Annotated in this window: 14 protein-coding genes; 6 read left to right on the plus strand and 8 right to left on the minus strand. The window is 42.4% G+C overall.

All coding sequences use genetic code 11. The annotated features are described in order from the left end of the window. Nucleotides 1-117: 117 nt before the first annotated feature. Complete coding sequence (locus tag MS_RS07370; RefSeq protein ID WP_011200780.1) at nt 118-1,059, plus strand: sugar ABC transporter substrate-binding protein; 942 nt, start codon at nt 118-120, stop codon at nt 1,057-1,059. A gap of 75 nt (nt 1,060-1,134) precedes the next feature. Here the strand turns inward: MS_RS07370 and lysC are convergent, their stop codons facing one another. Both lysC and mpl read right to left on the minus strand, forming a co-directional pair. Next, nucleotides 1,135-2,487 (minus strand): lysine-sensitive aspartokinase 3, encoded by a 1,353-nt coding sequence (gene lysC / locus MS_RS07375; protein WP_011200781.1) that lies wholly within the window; start codon nt 2,485-2,487, stop codon nt 1,135-1,137. Between the two features lie 125 nt (nt 2,488-2,612). After that, nucleotides 2,613-3,974, minus strand: a complete 1,362-nt coding sequence (gene mpl / locus MS_RS07380) for a UDP-N-acetylmuramate:L-alanyl-gamma-D-glutamyl-meso-diaminopimelate ligase (RefSeq protein ID WP_011200782.1) — start codon at nt 3,972-3,974, stop codon at nt 2,613-2,615. A gap of 161 nt (nt 3,975-4,135) precedes the next feature. Here mpl and fbp point away from each other — a divergent pair, with 161 nt between their 5' ends. Beyond that, nucleotides 4,136-5,143 carry a class 1 fructose-bisphosphatase gene (gene fbp, locus MS_RS07385; protein WP_011200783.1) on the plus strand — a complete coding sequence of 336 codons (1,008 nt, stop codon included), beginning with the start codon at nt 4,136-4,138 and terminating at the stop codon, nt 5,141-5,143. 87 nt (nt 5,144-5,230) lie between these two features. Here fbp and MS_RS07390 read toward each other — a convergent pair whose 3' ends face one another. Beyond that, complete coding sequence (locus MS_RS07390; RefSeq protein WP_041640221.1) at nt 5,231-6,046, minus strand: hypothetical protein; 816 nt, start codon at nt 6,044-6,046, stop codon at nt 5,231-5,233. A gap of 13 nt (nt 6,047-6,059) precedes the next feature. Then, nucleotides 6,060-6,725 carry a glutathione S-transferase gene (locus tag MS_RS07395; protein ID WP_041639889.1) on the minus strand — a complete coding sequence of 222 codons (666 nt, stop codon included), beginning with the start codon at nt 6,723-6,725 and terminating at the stop codon, nt 6,060-6,062. 289 nt (nt 6,726-7,014) lie between these two features. Here MS_RS07395 and hflK point away from each other — a divergent pair, with 289 nt between their 5' ends. From hflK to purA, 3 genes are all read left to right on the plus strand, one after another. Next, a complete protein-coding gene (gene hflK / locus MS_RS07400) occupies nt 7,015-8,247 on the plus strand; it encodes an FtsH protease activity modulator HflK (protein ID WP_011200787.1) in 1,233 nt (410 codons plus the stop codon). Next, nucleotides 8,247-9,134 carry a protease modulator HflC gene (gene hflC / locus MS_RS07405; RefSeq protein ID WP_011200788.1) on the plus strand — a complete coding sequence of 296 codons (888 nt, stop codon included), beginning with the start codon at nt 8,247-8,249 and terminating at the stop codon, nt 9,132-9,134. Before hflK ends, hflC begins: the two co-directional genes overlap by 1 nt. Nucleotides 9,135-9,338: 204 nt before the next feature. After that, nucleotides 9,339-10,637 carry an adenylosuccinate synthase gene (gene purA, locus MS_RS07410; RefSeq protein WP_011200789.1) on the plus strand — a complete coding sequence of 433 codons (1,299 nt, stop codon included), beginning with the start codon at nt 9,339-9,341 and terminating at the stop codon, nt 10,635-10,637. A 167-nt stretch (nt 10,638-10,804) separates the two neighbouring features. Here the strand turns inward: purA and rne are convergent, their stop codons facing one another. Then, entirely contained in the window at nt 10,805-13,687 is a 2,883-nt protein-coding gene (gene rne, locus MS_RS07415; RefSeq protein ID WP_011200790.1) for a ribonuclease E, read from the minus strand. Nucleotides 13,688-14,224: 537 nt separating this feature from the next. Here rne and rluC point away from each other — a divergent pair. Further along, complete coding sequence (rluC, locus tag MS_RS07420; protein ID WP_011200792.1) at nt 14,225-15,202, plus strand: 23S rRNA pseudouridine(955/2504/2580) synthase RluC; 978 nt, start codon at nt 14,225-14,227, stop codon at nt 15,200-15,202. 141 nt (nt 15,203-15,343) lie between these two features. Here the strand turns inward: rluC and MS_RS07425 are convergent, their stop codons facing one another. From MS_RS07425 to MS_RS07435, 3 genes are all read right to left on the minus strand, one after another. After that, a complete protein-coding gene (locus MS_RS07425; protein ID WP_011200793.1) occupies nt 15,344-15,610 on the minus strand; it encodes a hypothetical protein in 267 nt (88 codons plus the stop codon). 53 nt (nt 15,611-15,663) lie between these two features. Next, nucleotides 15,664-15,987: a thioredoxin gene (gene trxA, locus MS_RS07430; protein WP_011200794.1), complete on the minus strand. Its 324-nt coding sequence runs from the start codon at nt 15,985-15,987 to the stop codon at nt 15,664-15,666. A gap of 198 nt (nt 15,988-16,185) precedes the next feature. Further along, the gene (locus MS_RS07435) at nt 16,186-17,295 is read right to left on the minus strand and encodes a methionine biosynthesis PLP-dependent protein (RefSeq protein ID WP_011200795.1); all 1,110 of its coding nucleotides are present in this window, start codon (nt 17,293-17,295) and stop codon (nt 16,186-16,188) included. Nucleotides 17,296-17,519: the final 224 nt, after the last annotated feature.

Raw genomic sequence — 17,519 nt, forward strand, 5'->3', positions numbered from 1 at the left:
TTATTTTTTCTGTTAAAAATGGGGTAACGGTCACAGTTTTAGAAATTAAATCCGGGTACACTGATCCCGTTTCAGCGGAAACAAATTTGTTTACGTCAAAATCAAGGAGAGTCTTCTATGGCATCTAAGTTATTAAAAAATATTTTTAAATTCAGTGCATTAATCAGCGCACTTCCGGCTTTGGCGTTTGCTGCTGATAAACCGCAAATTGCGCTGTTAATGAAAACCTTAAGTAACGAATATTTTATTTCCATGCGTCAAGGTGCTGAGGAAACGGCAAAAGAGAAAAATATCGACTTAATCGTTCAAGTAGCGGAAAAAGAGGACTCCACCGAACAATTGGTCGGCCTGGTAGAAAATATGATCGCTAAAAAAGTCGATGCGATCATCGTCACCCCGAATGATTCCATCGCCTTTATTCCCGCTTTCCAGAAAGCCGAAAAAGCGGGCATTCCGATCATCGATTTAGACGTACGTCTTGATGCTAAAGCCGCTGAGGCCGCCGGGTTAAAATTCAATTATGTTGGTGTGGATAATTTCAACGGCGGTTATCTGGAAGCGAAAAATCTGGCGGAAGCCATCGGTAAAAAAGGTAACGTAGCAATCCTGGAAGGGATTCCCGGCGTGGATAACGGCGAACAACGTAAAGGCGGCGCCTTAAAAGCCTTCGCCGAATATCCGGATATCAAAATCGTGGCGTCTCAATCCGCCAACTGGGAAACGGAGCAGGCGCTTACCGTTACCACCAACATTTTAACCGCTAACCCGAATATCAACGGGATTTTCGCCGCTAACGATAACATGGCTATCGGCGCCGTTACCGCTGTGGAAAATGCGGGACTTGCCGGCAAAGTACTGGTTTCCGGTTACGACGGTATTCCTTTGGCGATTGAATATGTGAAACAAGGCAAAATGCAAAACACGATTGACCAATTGCCTAAAAAACAAGTGGCCATCGCTATTGAGCATGCGTTGAAACAAATCAACAAACAGGAAATTCCGCCGGTATATTACGTGGATCCTGTGGTGGTGGACAAAGAAGAATCTAAAAATTATTAATTGATTACATACATTAAAAAGTGCGGTCAAAATTTTTAATTTTTTGACCGCACTTTTTGTTTATTCAAATATCAATTATTCGAATAATTCTTTATGCAATGCACGGACGACGTCGTCTGCATGGGCGCTATGCACTAAAGTACAGATATTATTTGTGCTTGCTCCGTAGCTAATCATGCGAATATTGTATTCTTCGATTGTACCGAAAATACGTTTCGCAATGCCCGCCGATAAATGCAGATCATTACCTATTAATGCCACCAGCGCCAAACCGGTGTCCACTTTTACCGTACAAACTTCGCTGAGTTCATTTAATAAATCGCTTGATAACAATTCCGCACCGGAAGAAGCCGAACCGGTTTTATCCAAGGTTAACGCAACACTGACTTCCGAAGTAGTGATCGTATCCACTGAAATTTTGTGTTTTGCCAAAATGTTGAATACGTTGGCTAAAAAACCTTGCGCATGCAACATATTTAAACTTGATAAGGTTAATAACGTCTGATCGCGGCGCAAAGCTATAGCGCGGAACGTCGGGCGAGGTTGAGGATCGCGGGTTACCCATGTACCGCCTTGTTCCGGCGCCTTACTTGAGCCCACATAAACCGGAATGTTACTACGCACCGCCGGCAATAATGTCGCCGGGTGTAGCACTTTCGCGCCAAAAGTCGCCATTTCCGCCGCTTCCGCAAAGCTCATGGTGTCAATGCGTTGCGCATTCGGAACAATACGGGGATCCGTTGAATAAATACCTGCCACATCGGTCCAGATTAATACGTCTTTGGCATTTAATACTTCGGCAATTAATGCGGCGGAATAATCCGAACCGCCGCGTCCTAAAGTGGTTGTTTTACCGTTAGGATCGCGCCCGATAAAACCCTGGGTAATTACCAATTCACCGCGGTCAATCAACGGTTTTAACACATTGTCGCTATTTTTTTGAGTTTGTTCGTCATCAGGCGCCGCTTTACCGAAATTGCTGTTTGTTGCAACGACGGTACGCACGTCAACCCAAGTTGCCTGTGCGTTTAATTCACGTAACACTTGAACAAAAATTTTAGTCGACATCATTTCGCCGTGGCTGATTAATTCGTCGGTTAAGGCTGATGATGTAGCTAAACTTGCCGCTTCCGCCAAATATTCGATATTAGTCAGTAATTCTTCAATTTCAAGACGAACGGTGCCGGCATCCTTCAGTTCGTTTAAAATATTTTCCTGGATTTGACGCACTTCGGCTAATAATTTAGCTCGTTGCGTTGCTTCGCAACCATTTGCTAAAGCGACTAATAAATTTGTTACTCCCGCAGAAGCCGAAAGAACGACCACTCTTGTATTCGGATCGGCGATCACAATTTTTGCACAAGCTGTCATGGCGGCATAATTTGCCACACTTGTGCCACCAAATTTAGCGACTGAAAGATTAGCCATAAATACATCCTCAATATAATAAAAGATAAATAATGTTGTGTTTCAATAGAAATAACGACTTAACTATAATTTGTCAAATAAAATCTCAATAAATTAAAAAATTTTTTACTATTTTTATAAAAATTTTATTTATTCGCTAATTTATCTAATATTTTTTGATGGATTCCGCCAAAACTACCGTTCGACATTACTAAAATATGATCCGTCGGTTGCGCTTCCTGCACCACAAAATCCACCAGCTTATCTAAATCCGCCGTCCATTTTGTCGGTTGTACGCATTTGTTGGCAATTTCCACCACTTCCCAGGGAATATTATCCGGTTGTAGTAAAAAGACATAATCGGAACGAACTAACGCAGGTGCAATTTCATCTTTATGCACCCCCATTTTCATAGTATTTGAACGCGGTTCCAGCACGGCTAAAATCCGCACGCCGCCACCCACTTTATCGCGAAGAGCGGTCAAAGTTGCCTGAATTTCTGCCGGATGGTGAGCAAAATCATCATAAACAGTTACGCCGCCTACTTCGCCTTTGACTTCTAAACGACGTTTTGCATTCACAAAGGTGGCTAAGGCACGGCAGGCGTCTTCAATTTTAACGCCCGCATGATATGCGGCGGCAATCGCCATCAGAGCATTGTGCATATTATGCTGCCCTACTATATCCCAATGCACTTCCGCTACTTTTTCGCCCAAATGGAAAACCGCAAACCGGCTGCAATCGTTGGTAATGCGTTCCGCGTTCCATTCCTGTTCTTTGCCTAAAAATTGTTTTTCAGACCAACATCCCATATCTAGCGTTTCTTTCACGCTTTGTTCCGTCGCCACGGAAAGAATTCTTCCGCTTGCGGGAATAGTACGAATCATATGGTGGAATTGTCGCTGGATTGCTTTCAAATCATCAAAAATATCAGCATGGTCAAAGCCGATATTGTTAATAATGAGCGTTTTAGGATTGTAATGAACGAATTTAGACCGCTTATCAAAAAACGCGGTGTCATATTCATCCGCTTCAATCACGAAATAAGGACTGTCGGTAAAACGGGATGACATACCGAAATTCCCTGCAATACCGCCGATTAAAAATCCCGGATTTAACCCGTTTTGTTCTAAAATCCAAGTCAGCATACCTGTGGTGGTGGTTTTACCGTGGGTCCCCGATACCGCAAGTACCCAGCGGTTACAAAGCAAGTTATCATGCAACCATTGAGGACCGGACATATAAGGCAACCGATTTTCTAACACATATTCAACACAGGGATTACCACGTTTCATGGCGTTACCGATAATCACCATATCCGGTGCGGGCTGTAATTGAGACACTTCAAAATGAGGAATAATCTCAATATTGTGTTCCTGCAGGAAGGTAGACATCGGCGGATAAACATTCGTATCCGACCCCGTTACCCGATAGCCCATTTGTTTAGCGATAATGGCTAAACCACCCATAAAAGTCCCGCATACGCCGAGGATATGAATATGTTTCATTATTAGTAACTCTTTTTTATATTTAATTAATAAACTTTAAACAAAAATGTGCGTGAGATCACATTGTTAAGACAATGTTATATCCGTGCACAAATTAGCTACCTATAATAATCCAACTCAGCAATTGAGTAAATGATAGGTCTAACACAATAGGAAACAATATGAAAACATTAGATGAATTCATTGTAGACAGACAAGCCGAATACCCCAATGCCAAAGGTGCGTTAACGGGGATTCTCTCTTCTATCCGGCTTGTCGCCAAAGTCATTCATCGCGACATAAATCGTGCAGGTCTCACAAATAACATTCTGGGTTTTTCCGGCATAGACAATGTACAGGGCGAGCATCAAATGAAATTGGATTTATTTGCCCATAATATGATGAAGCAAGCCTTAATGGCGCGGGAAGAAGTGGCGGGATTTGCTTCCGAAGAAGAAGAAAATTTCGTTGCTTTCGATACGGAGCGAGGTCGTAATGCCAGATATGTAATCTTAACCGATCCTTTAGACGGTTCATCAAATATTGATGTTAACGTCTCTGTGGGAACCATCTTCTCTATTTACCGTCGAGTTTCGCCTATTGGTTCGCCCGTTACCTTAGAAGACTTTATGCAGCCGGGAAACCGACAAGTTGCCGCAGGCTATGTGGTTTACGGTTCTTCCACCATGCTGGTTTATACCACCGGAAACGGTGTAAACGGATTTACTTACGATCCGTCTTTAGGCACATTCTGTTTATCTCATGAAAATATGCAGATTCCCGCCACCGGCAAAATTTATTCCATTAACGAAGGACAATATTTAAAATTCCCGATGGGCGTAAAAAAATACATTAAATATTGCCAGGAAGAAGATGCGGCAACCAATCGCCCTTATACTTCCCGTTATATCGGCTCGTTAGTAGCGGATTTTCACCGCAATCTGTTAAAAGGCGGCATTTATATTTATCCTCATGCGACAAATTATCCGCAGGGAAAACTCCGTTTACTTTATGAAGGCAACCCTATCGCATTTTTAGCGGAACAAGCCGGCGGTATCGCCTCTGACGGTTATAATCGGGTGCTGGATATTCAGCCGAGTCAATTACACCAACGGGTTCCTCTTTTTGTAGGTTCTAAACAAATGGTTGAAAAAGCACAAGACTTTATGCATCAGTTTAAAGAAGATTAACACCGATAAAAACACTCCTGAAATTTAGGGCCTGTTTATCTTTTATAAACAGACCCTAAGCCGGGGGTTTTTTATCTAAAATCGGAATTACTCGAGATAAGCAAAGCTTGCCCATAAAGGCAGAGATAAAGAAATAACAAGCAGCAACATGAGCGTGTTGTAAGATAATTTCGCTTTGCGGAAAATATGAAAAGCCAAAATCGCAATCATCACAAGATGTAACAGAAAATATAAGACGAAGGCAAAATTATTGGCAAAAACTACCGCACTTCCTAACTGCCCGTAAGCCAGCACTGCCAAAGTGAAAATACTATTAAGCACTAAAAGAACGCTCATCACCAAAGGCAATAAGGCCATAAAACTCTGTAAACGGTTACGTGAAATCACCAATAACAGGTTAGCTAAAATTACGCCTGCCAGCGCTTGTCCGAAGAAATTGTATTGCACCCAATGAAGAACTGGAATTTCCGCCAACTGCACAAAAAAACAAATCACGCCAAGCAACCCGGCTAAAGCCCCCATGTTTAACATTAAACGGCGAGAGCCAGGCTCAAGGGGTTGTCTCCACATGGAAAATAACATCAACAAGCCGGCAACGCTTAACATATCCGTTAAAATAAAATGATAGCTGGAAAACAAACTAAGCAGCAACCAAACAAGCCAATATACGGCAAAATACATAACGGCTTGAGTCAATCGACCGCGCTGCCCGTTACAAATCCGCCCTTTCAAAAACACCAGCGAACAAATAAATTGAGCCGCCAGCACACCTAAATTGAAATGGGAAATTGCTTTCGCTTCAGTCTGTAAAAACATAGTGTAAATATCAATGCCCAATAATAAAACGACCGGCATAATAGAAAAAAGTGCGGTAAGAAATTTAGAATTTTGTTCTTCTGACATAAATTTATTCACGTTAAAAAAAAGTTAATGGACCCAGTTTTTGTTCTGCGCGTTTAAAACTTTCCGTATGATTCAAACGGCTAACATAAGCGCTAATATGCGGATATTGGTTAGTTTCAAAATAGCTAACCGCCGCTTGCAAAGGAAAACTCATCATAATATCCGCACCCGTTAATTCGTCGCCCACCAGCCAGAATTTTTCCGCTAATTGGCTTTCAATGTAATCCAAATGCAGTTTTAACTGAGGCTGGATAAACCCCTGTTTGACTTTTTCCGTAATTTTATTGGCAATCGGTTTGGCGATAAAAGGCATATCCGCCTCGTCAATTTTACGAAAGATCAGTTTAATCACTAACAGTGGCATTAACGACCCTTCGGCATAATGCATCCAATGTAAATACTGCCAATAATCGGTGCTGTTCATTTCCGGTTTTAATTTGCCGCCGCCATAACGGTTGATTAAATACTCAACGATCGCACCGCTTTCCGTCAGTACCAAATCGCCGTCCTTAATAATCGGCGATTTTCCCAAAGGATGAATCGAACGCAACGCATCCGGCGCAAGATTGGTTTCGCCGTCCCGTTCGATAATCTCCAGTTTATAAGGCAGGTTAAGAATCTCCAACAACCAAGCGATACGATAAGCGCGGGATTGAGTTAAGGCATAAAGAATAATCATAAAATTCCCGTTAATTAAAAATTTAGGCTGCATTATGAATGAATAAAAAAGTGCGGTCAAAAAAATCGAAATTTTTTATTCATTAAATTCTTTTGGAATCCTCAACAGATAATGAGATAAGAAAAAATCAAGCCTGCTCATTTGTTAAATTTTTGTTCAAAATTTCACGGATTTACCGAGTTTAATTAGACTTAATTTTAAATTTTGTTTAGACTTGTCTGCAGGCTTTTGAAGCTGGCTAAAACCTTCAAAAGTCCGCATATTTTGACAAAATGGAGAACGCAACGCAATGTCATTAAACGATCAAGATCCTTGGGCAAAACCTGGGCAAAACGACCCGAAGCAACCTGAGAACCCATCGAATAAGCCGGATAACAAATCAGGTTGGTCTGACCGACAAGATAATAAAGAACAATCACCGCCGGATATTGAAGAAATATTCGGGAATTTATTAAAAAAATTAGGCGGTAACGGCGGCCAATCAAATAACGGTAACAATACGAATTTACCGAAAAACCTGAATAAACTTGCACCCGCGGCAATCGCTCTTGCCGTGGTGCTTTGGGGATTAAGCGGTTTATACACCGTAAAAGAAGCGGAACGCGGCGTAGTAACGCGTTTCGGTCAACTTCATTCTATCGTGCAGCCCGGTTTAAACTGGAAACCGAACTTTATTGATGAAGTGATTCCCGTCAATGTAGAACAGGTAAAAGAATTAAGAACGCAAGGCGCGATGCTGACACAAGACGAAAATATGGTAAAAGTGGAAATGACCGTGCAATATCGCGTGCAGGATCCGGCGAAATATCTGTTCAGCGTAACCAATGCCGACGATAGCCTGAATCAGGCTACCGACAGCGCTTTACGTTATGTTATCGGACATATGACAATGGATGATATTTTAACTACCGGTCGTGCCGTTGTGCGTGAACAAACCTGGAAAACATTAAATAATGTTATCAAACCTTATGATATGGGTGTTGAAGTAATTGACGTGAACTTCCAGTCCGCCCGCCCGCCGGAAGAAGTGAAAGATGCCTTTGACGATGCGATTAAAGCTCAGGAAGACGAACAACGCTATATTCGTGAAGCCGAAGCCTATGCCCGCGAGCAGGAACCTATTGCCCGCGGTGACGCACAACGCATTGTGGAAGGCGCTACCGCCTATAAAGATAAAGTAGTGCTGAATGCAAAAGGCGAAGTGGAACGTTTACAACGTCTGTTGCCTGAATTTAAAGCATCTCCGGATTTATTACGCGAGCGTTTATATATTCAGTCCATGGAACAAATTATGTCTAAAACACCAAAAATTATGCTTGATGGAAACGGCAATAATCTAAATGTATTGCCGGTGGATCAAATTCTACGTAATAAAAATACACAACCGGCGGCCGAACCCTCTGCAAATCAAGGCACATTATCGTCTAACGAGCTAAAAAGTGCGGTCAAAAACGGCCAAAATTCTCATGGACAAACACAAACGGATGATCGTTCAATCAGCCGTCAAGGGAGATTTAATTAATGCGTAAATTTTTATTACCTGTCTTAGTCATCCTGGCGGCAATCCTTTACTCAAGTATTGTAATTGTAAATGAGGGGACGCGAGGCATTATGCTGCGTTTTGGCAAAGTACAACGCGATTCGGATAACAAAGTGGTGGTTTATACGCCAGGATTACATTTTAAAATCCCGTTTATTGACAATTTAAAACCGTTAGACGCACGAATCAGAACCCTTGACGGTCAAGCCGACCGCTTTGTGACCGTTGAGAAAAAAGATCTGTTGGTAGACTCTTATGTAAAATGGAAAATCAGCGATTTCGGCAGATTTTACACCTCTACCGGCGGCGGTGACTATAACCAAGCGTCTAATTTATTACGGCGTAAAGTTAACGACCGTTTGCGTTCGGAAATCGGTACAAGAACTATTAAGGATATTGTATCCGGTACTCGCGGCGAATTAATGGACGGCGCTCGCAAAGCATTAAATACGGGGCAAGACAGTACGGCGGAATTAGGTATCGAAGTGGTTGATGTACGGGTCAAACAAATCAATCTGCCGGATGAGGTTTCATCGTCAATTTACCAGCGTATGCGTGCGGAACGTGATGCGGTAGCTCGCCAGCACCGTTCGCAAGGTAAAGAAAAAGCGGCGTTCATTCAAGCCGACGTAGATCGAAAAGTAACGTTGATTCTTGCCAACGCCAATAAAACCGCCGAGGAATTACGCGGTGAAGGTGATGCCACAGCGGCAAAACTTTATACCGAAGCCTTTTCCGGCGAACCGCAGTTTTATAGTTTCGTGCGCAGCCTAAAAGCCTATGAAAACAGTTTTGCCGGTTCTGACAACATGATGATTTTAAAACCGGACAGCGATTTCTTCCGCTTTATGCAACCGCCTAAAAAATAATTTTCCATAAGGACGTCTAAGACGTCCTTTTTTTATACATACACGCAAACGATTACCTTTTCATTAAATAAAATCTAACCGAAATTTGATTTTTCGCTATTTAATAACAACTTTCCTGAATTTACATTGAGATTTCAGTAAGAAAATAGTAAAGTGAATCCCTAAATTCGTTACAAACTCAGCTTTTAAAAGGCGGAAAAATTTATGGGAAAAAGTGTTGTTGTCTTAGGCGCTCAATGGGGCGATGAAGGTAAAGGCAAAATCGTTGACTTACTCACCGATCGCGCAAAATATGTAGTGCGTTATCAAGGCGGCCATAATGCGGGTCACACATTAATTATTAACGGAGAAAAAACGGTTTTACGTTTGATCCCAAGCGGTATTTTACGCGCTAACGTCACTTGCCTGATTGGTAACGGCGTTGTACTTTCGCCATCGGCATTAATGCAGGAAATGGGTGAATTGGAAAGTCGCGGTATTAATGTGCGTGAACGTCTGTTAATCTCTGAAGCTTGCCCATTAATTTTACCTTACCATGTTGCTATGGATCACGCTCGTGAAGCGGCATTAGGGAAAAAAGCTATCGGTACTACCGGGCGCGGTATCGGACCGGCTTATGAAGATAAAGTGGCTCGTCGCGGTTTGCGTGTAGGTGATTTATTCGATAAAGAACAATTTGCCGAAAAACTTAAAAATATTCTTGATTACTATAATTTCCAATTGGTGAATTATTATAAAGTCGAAGCCGTTGATTATCAAAAAACCTTAGATGATGTTATGGCCGTTGCCGATATCATTACCGGTATGGTGGCGGACATCGGCGCAATTTTAAATACCGCTCGCAAAAATGGCGACAATATCTTATTTGAAGGTGCGCAAGGCGCAATGTTGGATATCGACCACGGTACTTACCCTTATGTAACCAGCTCAAATACAACGGCCGGCGGCGTGGCAACGGGTTCAGGCCTAGGACCTCGTAATATTGATTATGTATTGGGTATTATTAAAGCATATTGTACCCGTGTAGGCGGCGGCCCGTTTACTACCGAATTATTTGACGAAGTAGGTCAGGAAATTGCCCGCAAAGGTAACGAATTCGGTGCGGTAACAGGGCGTCCTCGTCGTTGCGGTTGGTTTGATGCGGTAGCAATCCGTCGTGCGATCCAAGTGAACAGCATCACTGGTTTCTGTATGACAAAATTAGACGTTTTAGACGGCTTTGACGAAGTAAAAATCTGTGTAGGTTATAAACTTCCAAACGGCGAGGTAGTCGATTACGCACCACTAGCGGCAAAAGACTGGGAGGGTGTCGAACCGGTTTATGAAACTATGCCGGGTTGGAAAGAAAATACCTTCCGCGTAACCGATGTAGATCAACTCCCGGTAAACTGTCTTAACTATATCAAACGTATTGAAGAAGTAACAGGCGTGCCTGTGGCGATTCTTTCAACCGGTCCGGATCGAGTCGAAACAATGATTCTTCAAGATCCGTTCACTGCATAATTGGCAAAAATTAAAAAAACTAACCGCACTTTTGTGCGGTTTTTTTATGTTAACTTCTAGTATAAATTAATCAGCAATGATTGAACTTAAACGAATATTTTTAGCCGTTTGCTAATATAAAAAAATCCGCAGTTTTCAGGCTGCGGATTTAATGTTGAATAAAAAAATTACTCGGCTTTAGCTTGAGTAGCGGCGGTAAACACATGGCTCACCGCGCTGTTATGCCCTGCAGAGCCTTTACCATGGAAGTAATAGCGGGAATCTTGCCATTGAACGATTTCAAAAGGCGGTAAAACTTCATCCGCAGCTTTAGCAAGGGTCATTTCCGCTTTGGTATGTTTAACTGCAGAAATTGTACCTAAACGTCCGCTAAACCGATAATTCGACAAATTTAAAACTTCCGTTTTTTCGACCGCACTTTCTGTCGCAGTAACGTCAGAAAGCGTCATATTCGAAGCATTATCATCCTCTTTAACTTCAGTTTGTTGCCCGTTTGTTTGTTCTAAACGGTCTAAAGACTCTTGCACTTTTTTCTGTACCGATTCATTAGCGGGCTGAGTCACAAAACTTGCCAACGGGGCAATATCATTATCTGCTTTATCAAAAATAACCTGGGTAGCAGGTGCCGGTGTTGTAACACCAGGCTGTTTTACTTCGCTTTGCTGCTCTAATAACTCATCTACAGATAGGAACGCGCTTTCTTTCGGTTTCGCAGGTGCAGTCGGTGACTCAATCCAAACTTTACCGCTTGCTAATTCAGGTGATGCGACTGCCGCAAACAACGGCATAGCCGAAACCTGTTCCGCATTACGGCGGCGACGTTGGTTATTAACTCTCAAATGACGAGGCAAACGGCGACGGTTGTCTTGGCGATCACGTTCTTGGTAAACATTTTCCTCAACAACAGGTTCAACCGGCACGCTTTCCGCTAAAGACGGTTTATCAACAGGTTCTGCTGCGACAGTTACCTGCTCTTCCGTTACGCGCACACGTTTACGCAAATCACGACGTTGACGACGTTGTTGCGGCGCTTTAGCTTCATCATCGGTCGTTTCATTGGTTACCGCTTCGATCACCGATTCATTATTTAAGCTGTCATCAGCCGCCGCGTTACGATTGCGGTTATTACGACGGGTACGTTCGGAACGTGCCGGACGTTCGGCTTTTTCAGCACTTTTTTCAGACTGGACTTTATCTGCCGGCTCTTCGTTATTTCCTCTATTATTTCGTTCATTACGATTACGACGGGAATTACGATGTTCCTGATTGTTACGACGGTTACGGGTATTCGGCTGTGGCGCTTCCTCGACTTTTTCTTCAACCTTAGGTTCGGAAGCAAATAATCCTTTAATCGCCGCCACAATACGAACAAATAACGAAGGCTGTTCTTCTTTTTTTACCTCAATTGTCGGTGCAGGTTCGGAAATCGTCATGGATAACGCTGCGCTTTCTAACACGTTTTCAGTGGTTACAGCCGCTGTTTCCGTCACACGAGTGGTGAAGGGTTCATCGGCAATAAAGGTCGTTTCCTGCTCTTCATATACTTTGACTAAGTTATAACTTAAGGTATTGATTTCTTCACCGTCACGTACACGGAACACGCTAAAATGCGGAGTTTCCATTTCTTTATTCGGCACAACCAGAATTTCAACGTTGTGACGTTTTTCAATGTCATGAATCGCTTTACGTTTTTCATTCAGTAAATACGAAGCAATATTCACCGGCACCACCGTATGAACCTGTTTAGTATTTTCTTTCAGTGCCTCTTCTTCAAGCAAACGTAAAATAGATAATGAAAGCGATTCGTTATCACGCACCTTACCGGTTCCCTGACAACGAGGACAAATATGATGCGAAGACTCACCTAAAGACGGGCTGATACGCTGACGGGACATTTCCAATAAACCGAAACGGGAAATACGGCTGATTTGGATACGCGCACGATCCTGACGTACCGCTTCACGCATACGGTTTTCCACTTCGCGCTGGTGGCGAACCGGGGTCATATCAATAAAGTCGATAACAATCAAACCGCCTAAGTCACGTAAACGTAACTGGCGGGCGATTTCATCGGCGGCTTCTAAGTTGGTATTTAACGCCGTTTCTTCAATATCGCCGCCACGGGTTGAGCGTGCCGAGTTAATGTCAATTGCGGTTAAGGCTTCCGTTACGTCGATAACGATCGAACCGCCGGACGGCAAACGTACTTCCCGTTGAAACGCCGATTCAATTTGCGATTCAATTTGATAATGGCTGAATAGCGGCACTTCGCCTTGGTATAATTTAATACGGCTAATAAAATCGGGGCGTACTAATTTAATATGGGCTTTGGCTTTTTCGTAAACTTTCGGGCTATCGATTAAAATCTCACCGATGTCACGACGCAGATAATCGCGGATAGCACGAACTATAACGTCACTTTCCTGATGAATCAAAAACGGTGCAGGACGGCTTTGCGAAGCCTGTTTGATTGCTTCCCAATGATGTAATAAAACTTTTAAGTCCCATTGCAATTCTTCCGAAGATTTGCCCACACCGGCGGTACGAACGATTAAGCCCACACCTTCAGGCACATCTAAAGAACTTAACGCATCTTTTAATTCAAGCCGTTCATCCCCTTCGATACGGCGCGAAATACCGCCCGCACGAGGATTATTCGGCATAATAACCAAGTAACTACCGGCTAAAGAAACAAAAGTGGTTAACGCGGCACCTTTGTTGCCACGTTCCTCTTTATTCACCTGAACAATAACTTCCTGCCCTTCTTTGATTATGTCTTTAATATTCGGACGACCTTGATAAACGTAATCATCGGGGAAATATTCGCGGGCAATTTCTTTTAACGGCAGGAAACCGTGACGTTCGGCACCATAATCAACAAATGCCGCTTCAAGACTTGGTTCTACGCGGGTGATTTTTCCTTTGTAGATATTGGCTTTTTTTTGTTCGTGACCGGGGCTTTCGATATCCAGATCAAACAGGCGCTGGCCATCGACCAACGCAACACGCAACTCTTCTTGTTGAGTCGCATTGATTAACATACGTTTCATTTAAATTTTCTCTTATATTATTTTTTAATTTTCAGCTAAAACGAACCGCACTTTTAAGTTAAGGCGCTCAAATATAGTTAGATAAACTTCGCAATCGACCTCGTGTCTGTCGCCTAATGTCATTCTCCCGACTGTCAAAGGCTGGGTGCATTGACTGCGTTATTCCGCCAAATTTAAAACCCGAAACAGGTTATCGACTAATCGCAGGCTTTAATATGCCGACAATCATTGGCACGAATAAAACAAAATTGGATTTTAAAAATTGAATTTTGCAAGTAAACTATTCGAATTAACCACATAAAACCGTTAAATATCAGCGTCTTATGCCATTCGCTGCACAGATATTTTAATTAACGACAAATAAAAATTTTTATGTATTTCCGTACACAAAAATGTAAGGTATTATCGCTTGTGTAGTTAAATTTATCAAGGCATTTCAGCAATTTAAATCCCCTTGCGAATATGATAGAATTTGCCGCTTTTATGGCGTTTGAAATTTTCAAATCCGGTTAAAATCTTTTAATTAAAATATTATTTATGACAACGAATCCCTTAAATGAAAAAATCATCAACGCAACGGTAAAAATGCTGCAAATCAGCGAAGATGAAAGCGGTCAACGCATTGATAATTATCTGCTTGCCAAGCTTAAAGGCGTGCCTAAAAGTTTGATTTATCGAATTGTGCGCAAAGGCGAAGTGCGGGTAAACAAAGGAAGAATTAAACCGGAATATAAATTACAGACAGGCGATACGGTACGTATTCCGCCGGTTCGCGTAGCGGAAAAAGAACAAGCGCCTATTTCCAATAAACTGAACAAAGTTGCCGCGCTTGAAAAACAGATTATTTTTGAAGACGATTGTTTGTTAGTGTTAAACAAACCCTCAGGCATAGCCGTTCACGGCGGAAGCGGGTTAAGTTTCGGGGTAATTGAAGCGCTCAGATCATTGCGCCCGGAAGCGCGTTTTTTGGAATTGGTACATCGTATTGACCGGGATACTTCCGGCATTTTGTTAGTCGCCAAAAAACGTTCCGCGTTGCGCAATCTGCACGAACAACTGCGTATTAAAACCGTTAAAAAAGATTATTTAGCGCTCGTGCGCGGTCAATGGCAATCGCACGTTAAAGTTATTCGGGCACCTTTGCTGAAAAATGAATTATCCGGCGGCGAGCGTATCGTTCGGGTTAATGAACAAGGCAAACCTTCGGAAACCCGTTTTGCAATCGAAGAACGTTACCCGACGGCAACATTGGTTAGGGCTTCGCCGGTAACGGGTAGAACTCACCAAATTCGCGTGCACACGCAATATGCCGGTCACCCGATTGCCCTTGACGATAAATACGGCGATAAGGAATTTGATCAACAAATGCAGAAATTAGGCTTAAACCGGCTATTCTTACACGCATATTCGATAAAATTCGAACATCCGAAAAGCGGTGAAGAATTGCGTTTAACGGCGCCTTTAGACGAAAATATGAAAGGTATTTTAAAAAAGCTGCGGGAAAACAAAGCGTAATGCGGGCAATAAAAGTGCGGTCAAAAAATAAAAAATTTTGACCGTTTACTTGGTCAACTGAGCACCAATAGGTATTAACCCAGCTGCGATTACAAAATCTTGCCGGATTTTATAAGGACGACATCGTCCTTATTTTTCAATTTATCTGTTACGTTTATACGCTCGCCACCCCTGCACAAATACAATTAACGCAAGCAAACCGTAGCCCAGCAAAATACCCACGGCGCCGAACAAATTATAAATTAACGCGGAAAACGCGCCGATATGCGGCATTTGTCCGCTTTGCTCCCAGGCAAGAATATCAAAATAACTGTAAATGCCGTAAGCAAAAATCCCTAATGCCAGCACAATGCCAATCCAAAGTGCGGCGAAAAAGCGCGAATTTTTATTTGGTTCAGAATTTCGCATACCATTTCTCCATAAAAAAACCCTGCCGAAACAGGGTCTTCTTTATTTTACAATTAAAGGTTTTTCTCAACAAAAGCCGCTAATTGATTTTTTGGCAATGCACCGACTTGTGTACCGACTAATTGACCGTCTTTAAACATTAATAATGTCGGGATACTGCGAACGCCAAACTGAGCCGGCGTACCTTGGTTTTCATCAATATTAATTTTAACGATTTTTACTTTGCCTGCTAATTCTGCGGCTAAATCGTCTAAAATTGGCGCAACCATACGGCAAGGACCGCACCATGGCGCCCATAAGTCAACCAATACGGGTACATCTGATCTTAATACGTCGGCTTCAAATGAAGCGTCTGTTGCGTGTAATACTTCTGACATAATCTTTCCTTTTTAACGAAACTGTTCATTTTATATGGGAGCAAATCGGGCAAATTCAAGCTTTTGCGCCCGGAATTTTTAGCGATAATAACATAAGGATTTTAGATGTAAAACTATTGTTTTAATCGTTAAAATCAAAGATAAAAACCAAAGTGCGGTAAAAAATCGCCGAATTTCGACCGCACTTTTACCATTTGCCTATTTAAATTGAGCAAAAGCCTGCGCCAAATCCGCTTTAATATCTTCGACGTTCTCTAAACCGACGGAAAAACGCAGCAAATCATTGGTCACACCGCGCGCAATTCGTTCTTCTGCTGGGATATCCATATGGGTTTGAGTGGTCGGATAAGTAATAAAACTTTCCGTGCCGCCAAGGCTTTCGGCAAACGTAATTAAATTAATGGCTTTCAAAAACGGATTTACCCAGTTTTCATCCTGTAACCGGAATGACAACATACCGCCTTTATTCGGATAAAGTACGTCTTTGACCTGCGGCTGCGCTTTCAGAAATTCCGCAATCGCCGCCGCATTCGCCTGATGACGTTCCATACGCAACGCTAATGTTTTCAAACCGCGAATGGTTAGCCATGAATCAAAGGGCGATAATACGGCGCCCGCACCGTTTTGAATATAAAAGATACGCTCGCAAAGCGCCTGCCCTTTTGCCACCACTAAACCGGCTAGAGTATCGTTATGACCGGCAAGGTATTTCGTCGCACTATGAATCACAATATCGGCGCCTAAATCCAACGGCCGGGAAAATACCGGCGTTAAGAATGTGTTATCTACAATTAATAATAAATTATATTTTTTGGCGATTTTAGCGATTTCCGTCACATTACATTCTTCCATCAACGGATTTGACGGGGTTTCCACAAAAATCGCCTTAGTGTTCGGCGTAATCGCCGTTTCAATCGCCTCCACAGAAGCCGTATTGACATAAACCGGTTTCACGCTGTTGTTATTTTTATAGGCAAAATCCAACAGACGATAGGTTCCGCCATAAACATCACTGGAAACAATCCACTCGTCCGGCGCCGTAAATAAGGTCATTAGCACTTGAATTGCCGCCATACCGGAAGAAAAGGCGAAACCCTGATCGCCGTTTTCCAATTTAGCGATTGTCTCTTCCAATACCAAGCGGGTCGGATTTTTAGTGCGGGTGTAATCAAAGCCCGTACTTTCTCCGATACCTCGGTGACCATAAGCGGTGGAAAGGAAAATAGGTGTGGATACCGCACCCGTGCGGGCATCCGACTTATTGCCCGCTTGCGCGAGAATAGTTTCAATAGAATAGTTTTGTGTCATAACATCTTACCTGTAAAAAATAAAATTATTGTATTAGGCCCTGTTTATCTTTTATAACCGGATATTTATTAAAAATACGAAAAAAATCAACCGCACTTTTCATTTAAACATCTTAATTTCTCTTTAAAAACAAAGCGTATTCGGAAAAATTGAATTTTTTAATTTTGTCATAAACTACGATTGGTTAAAAGCAGATTTTATACTTAAAAATCTTTGCCTGATTT

This window comes from [Mannheimia] succiniciproducens MBEL55E, from assembly GCF_000007745.1.
GTDB lineage: Bacteria > Pseudomonadota > Gammaproteobacteria > Enterobacterales > Pasteurellaceae > Basfia > Basfia succiniciproducens.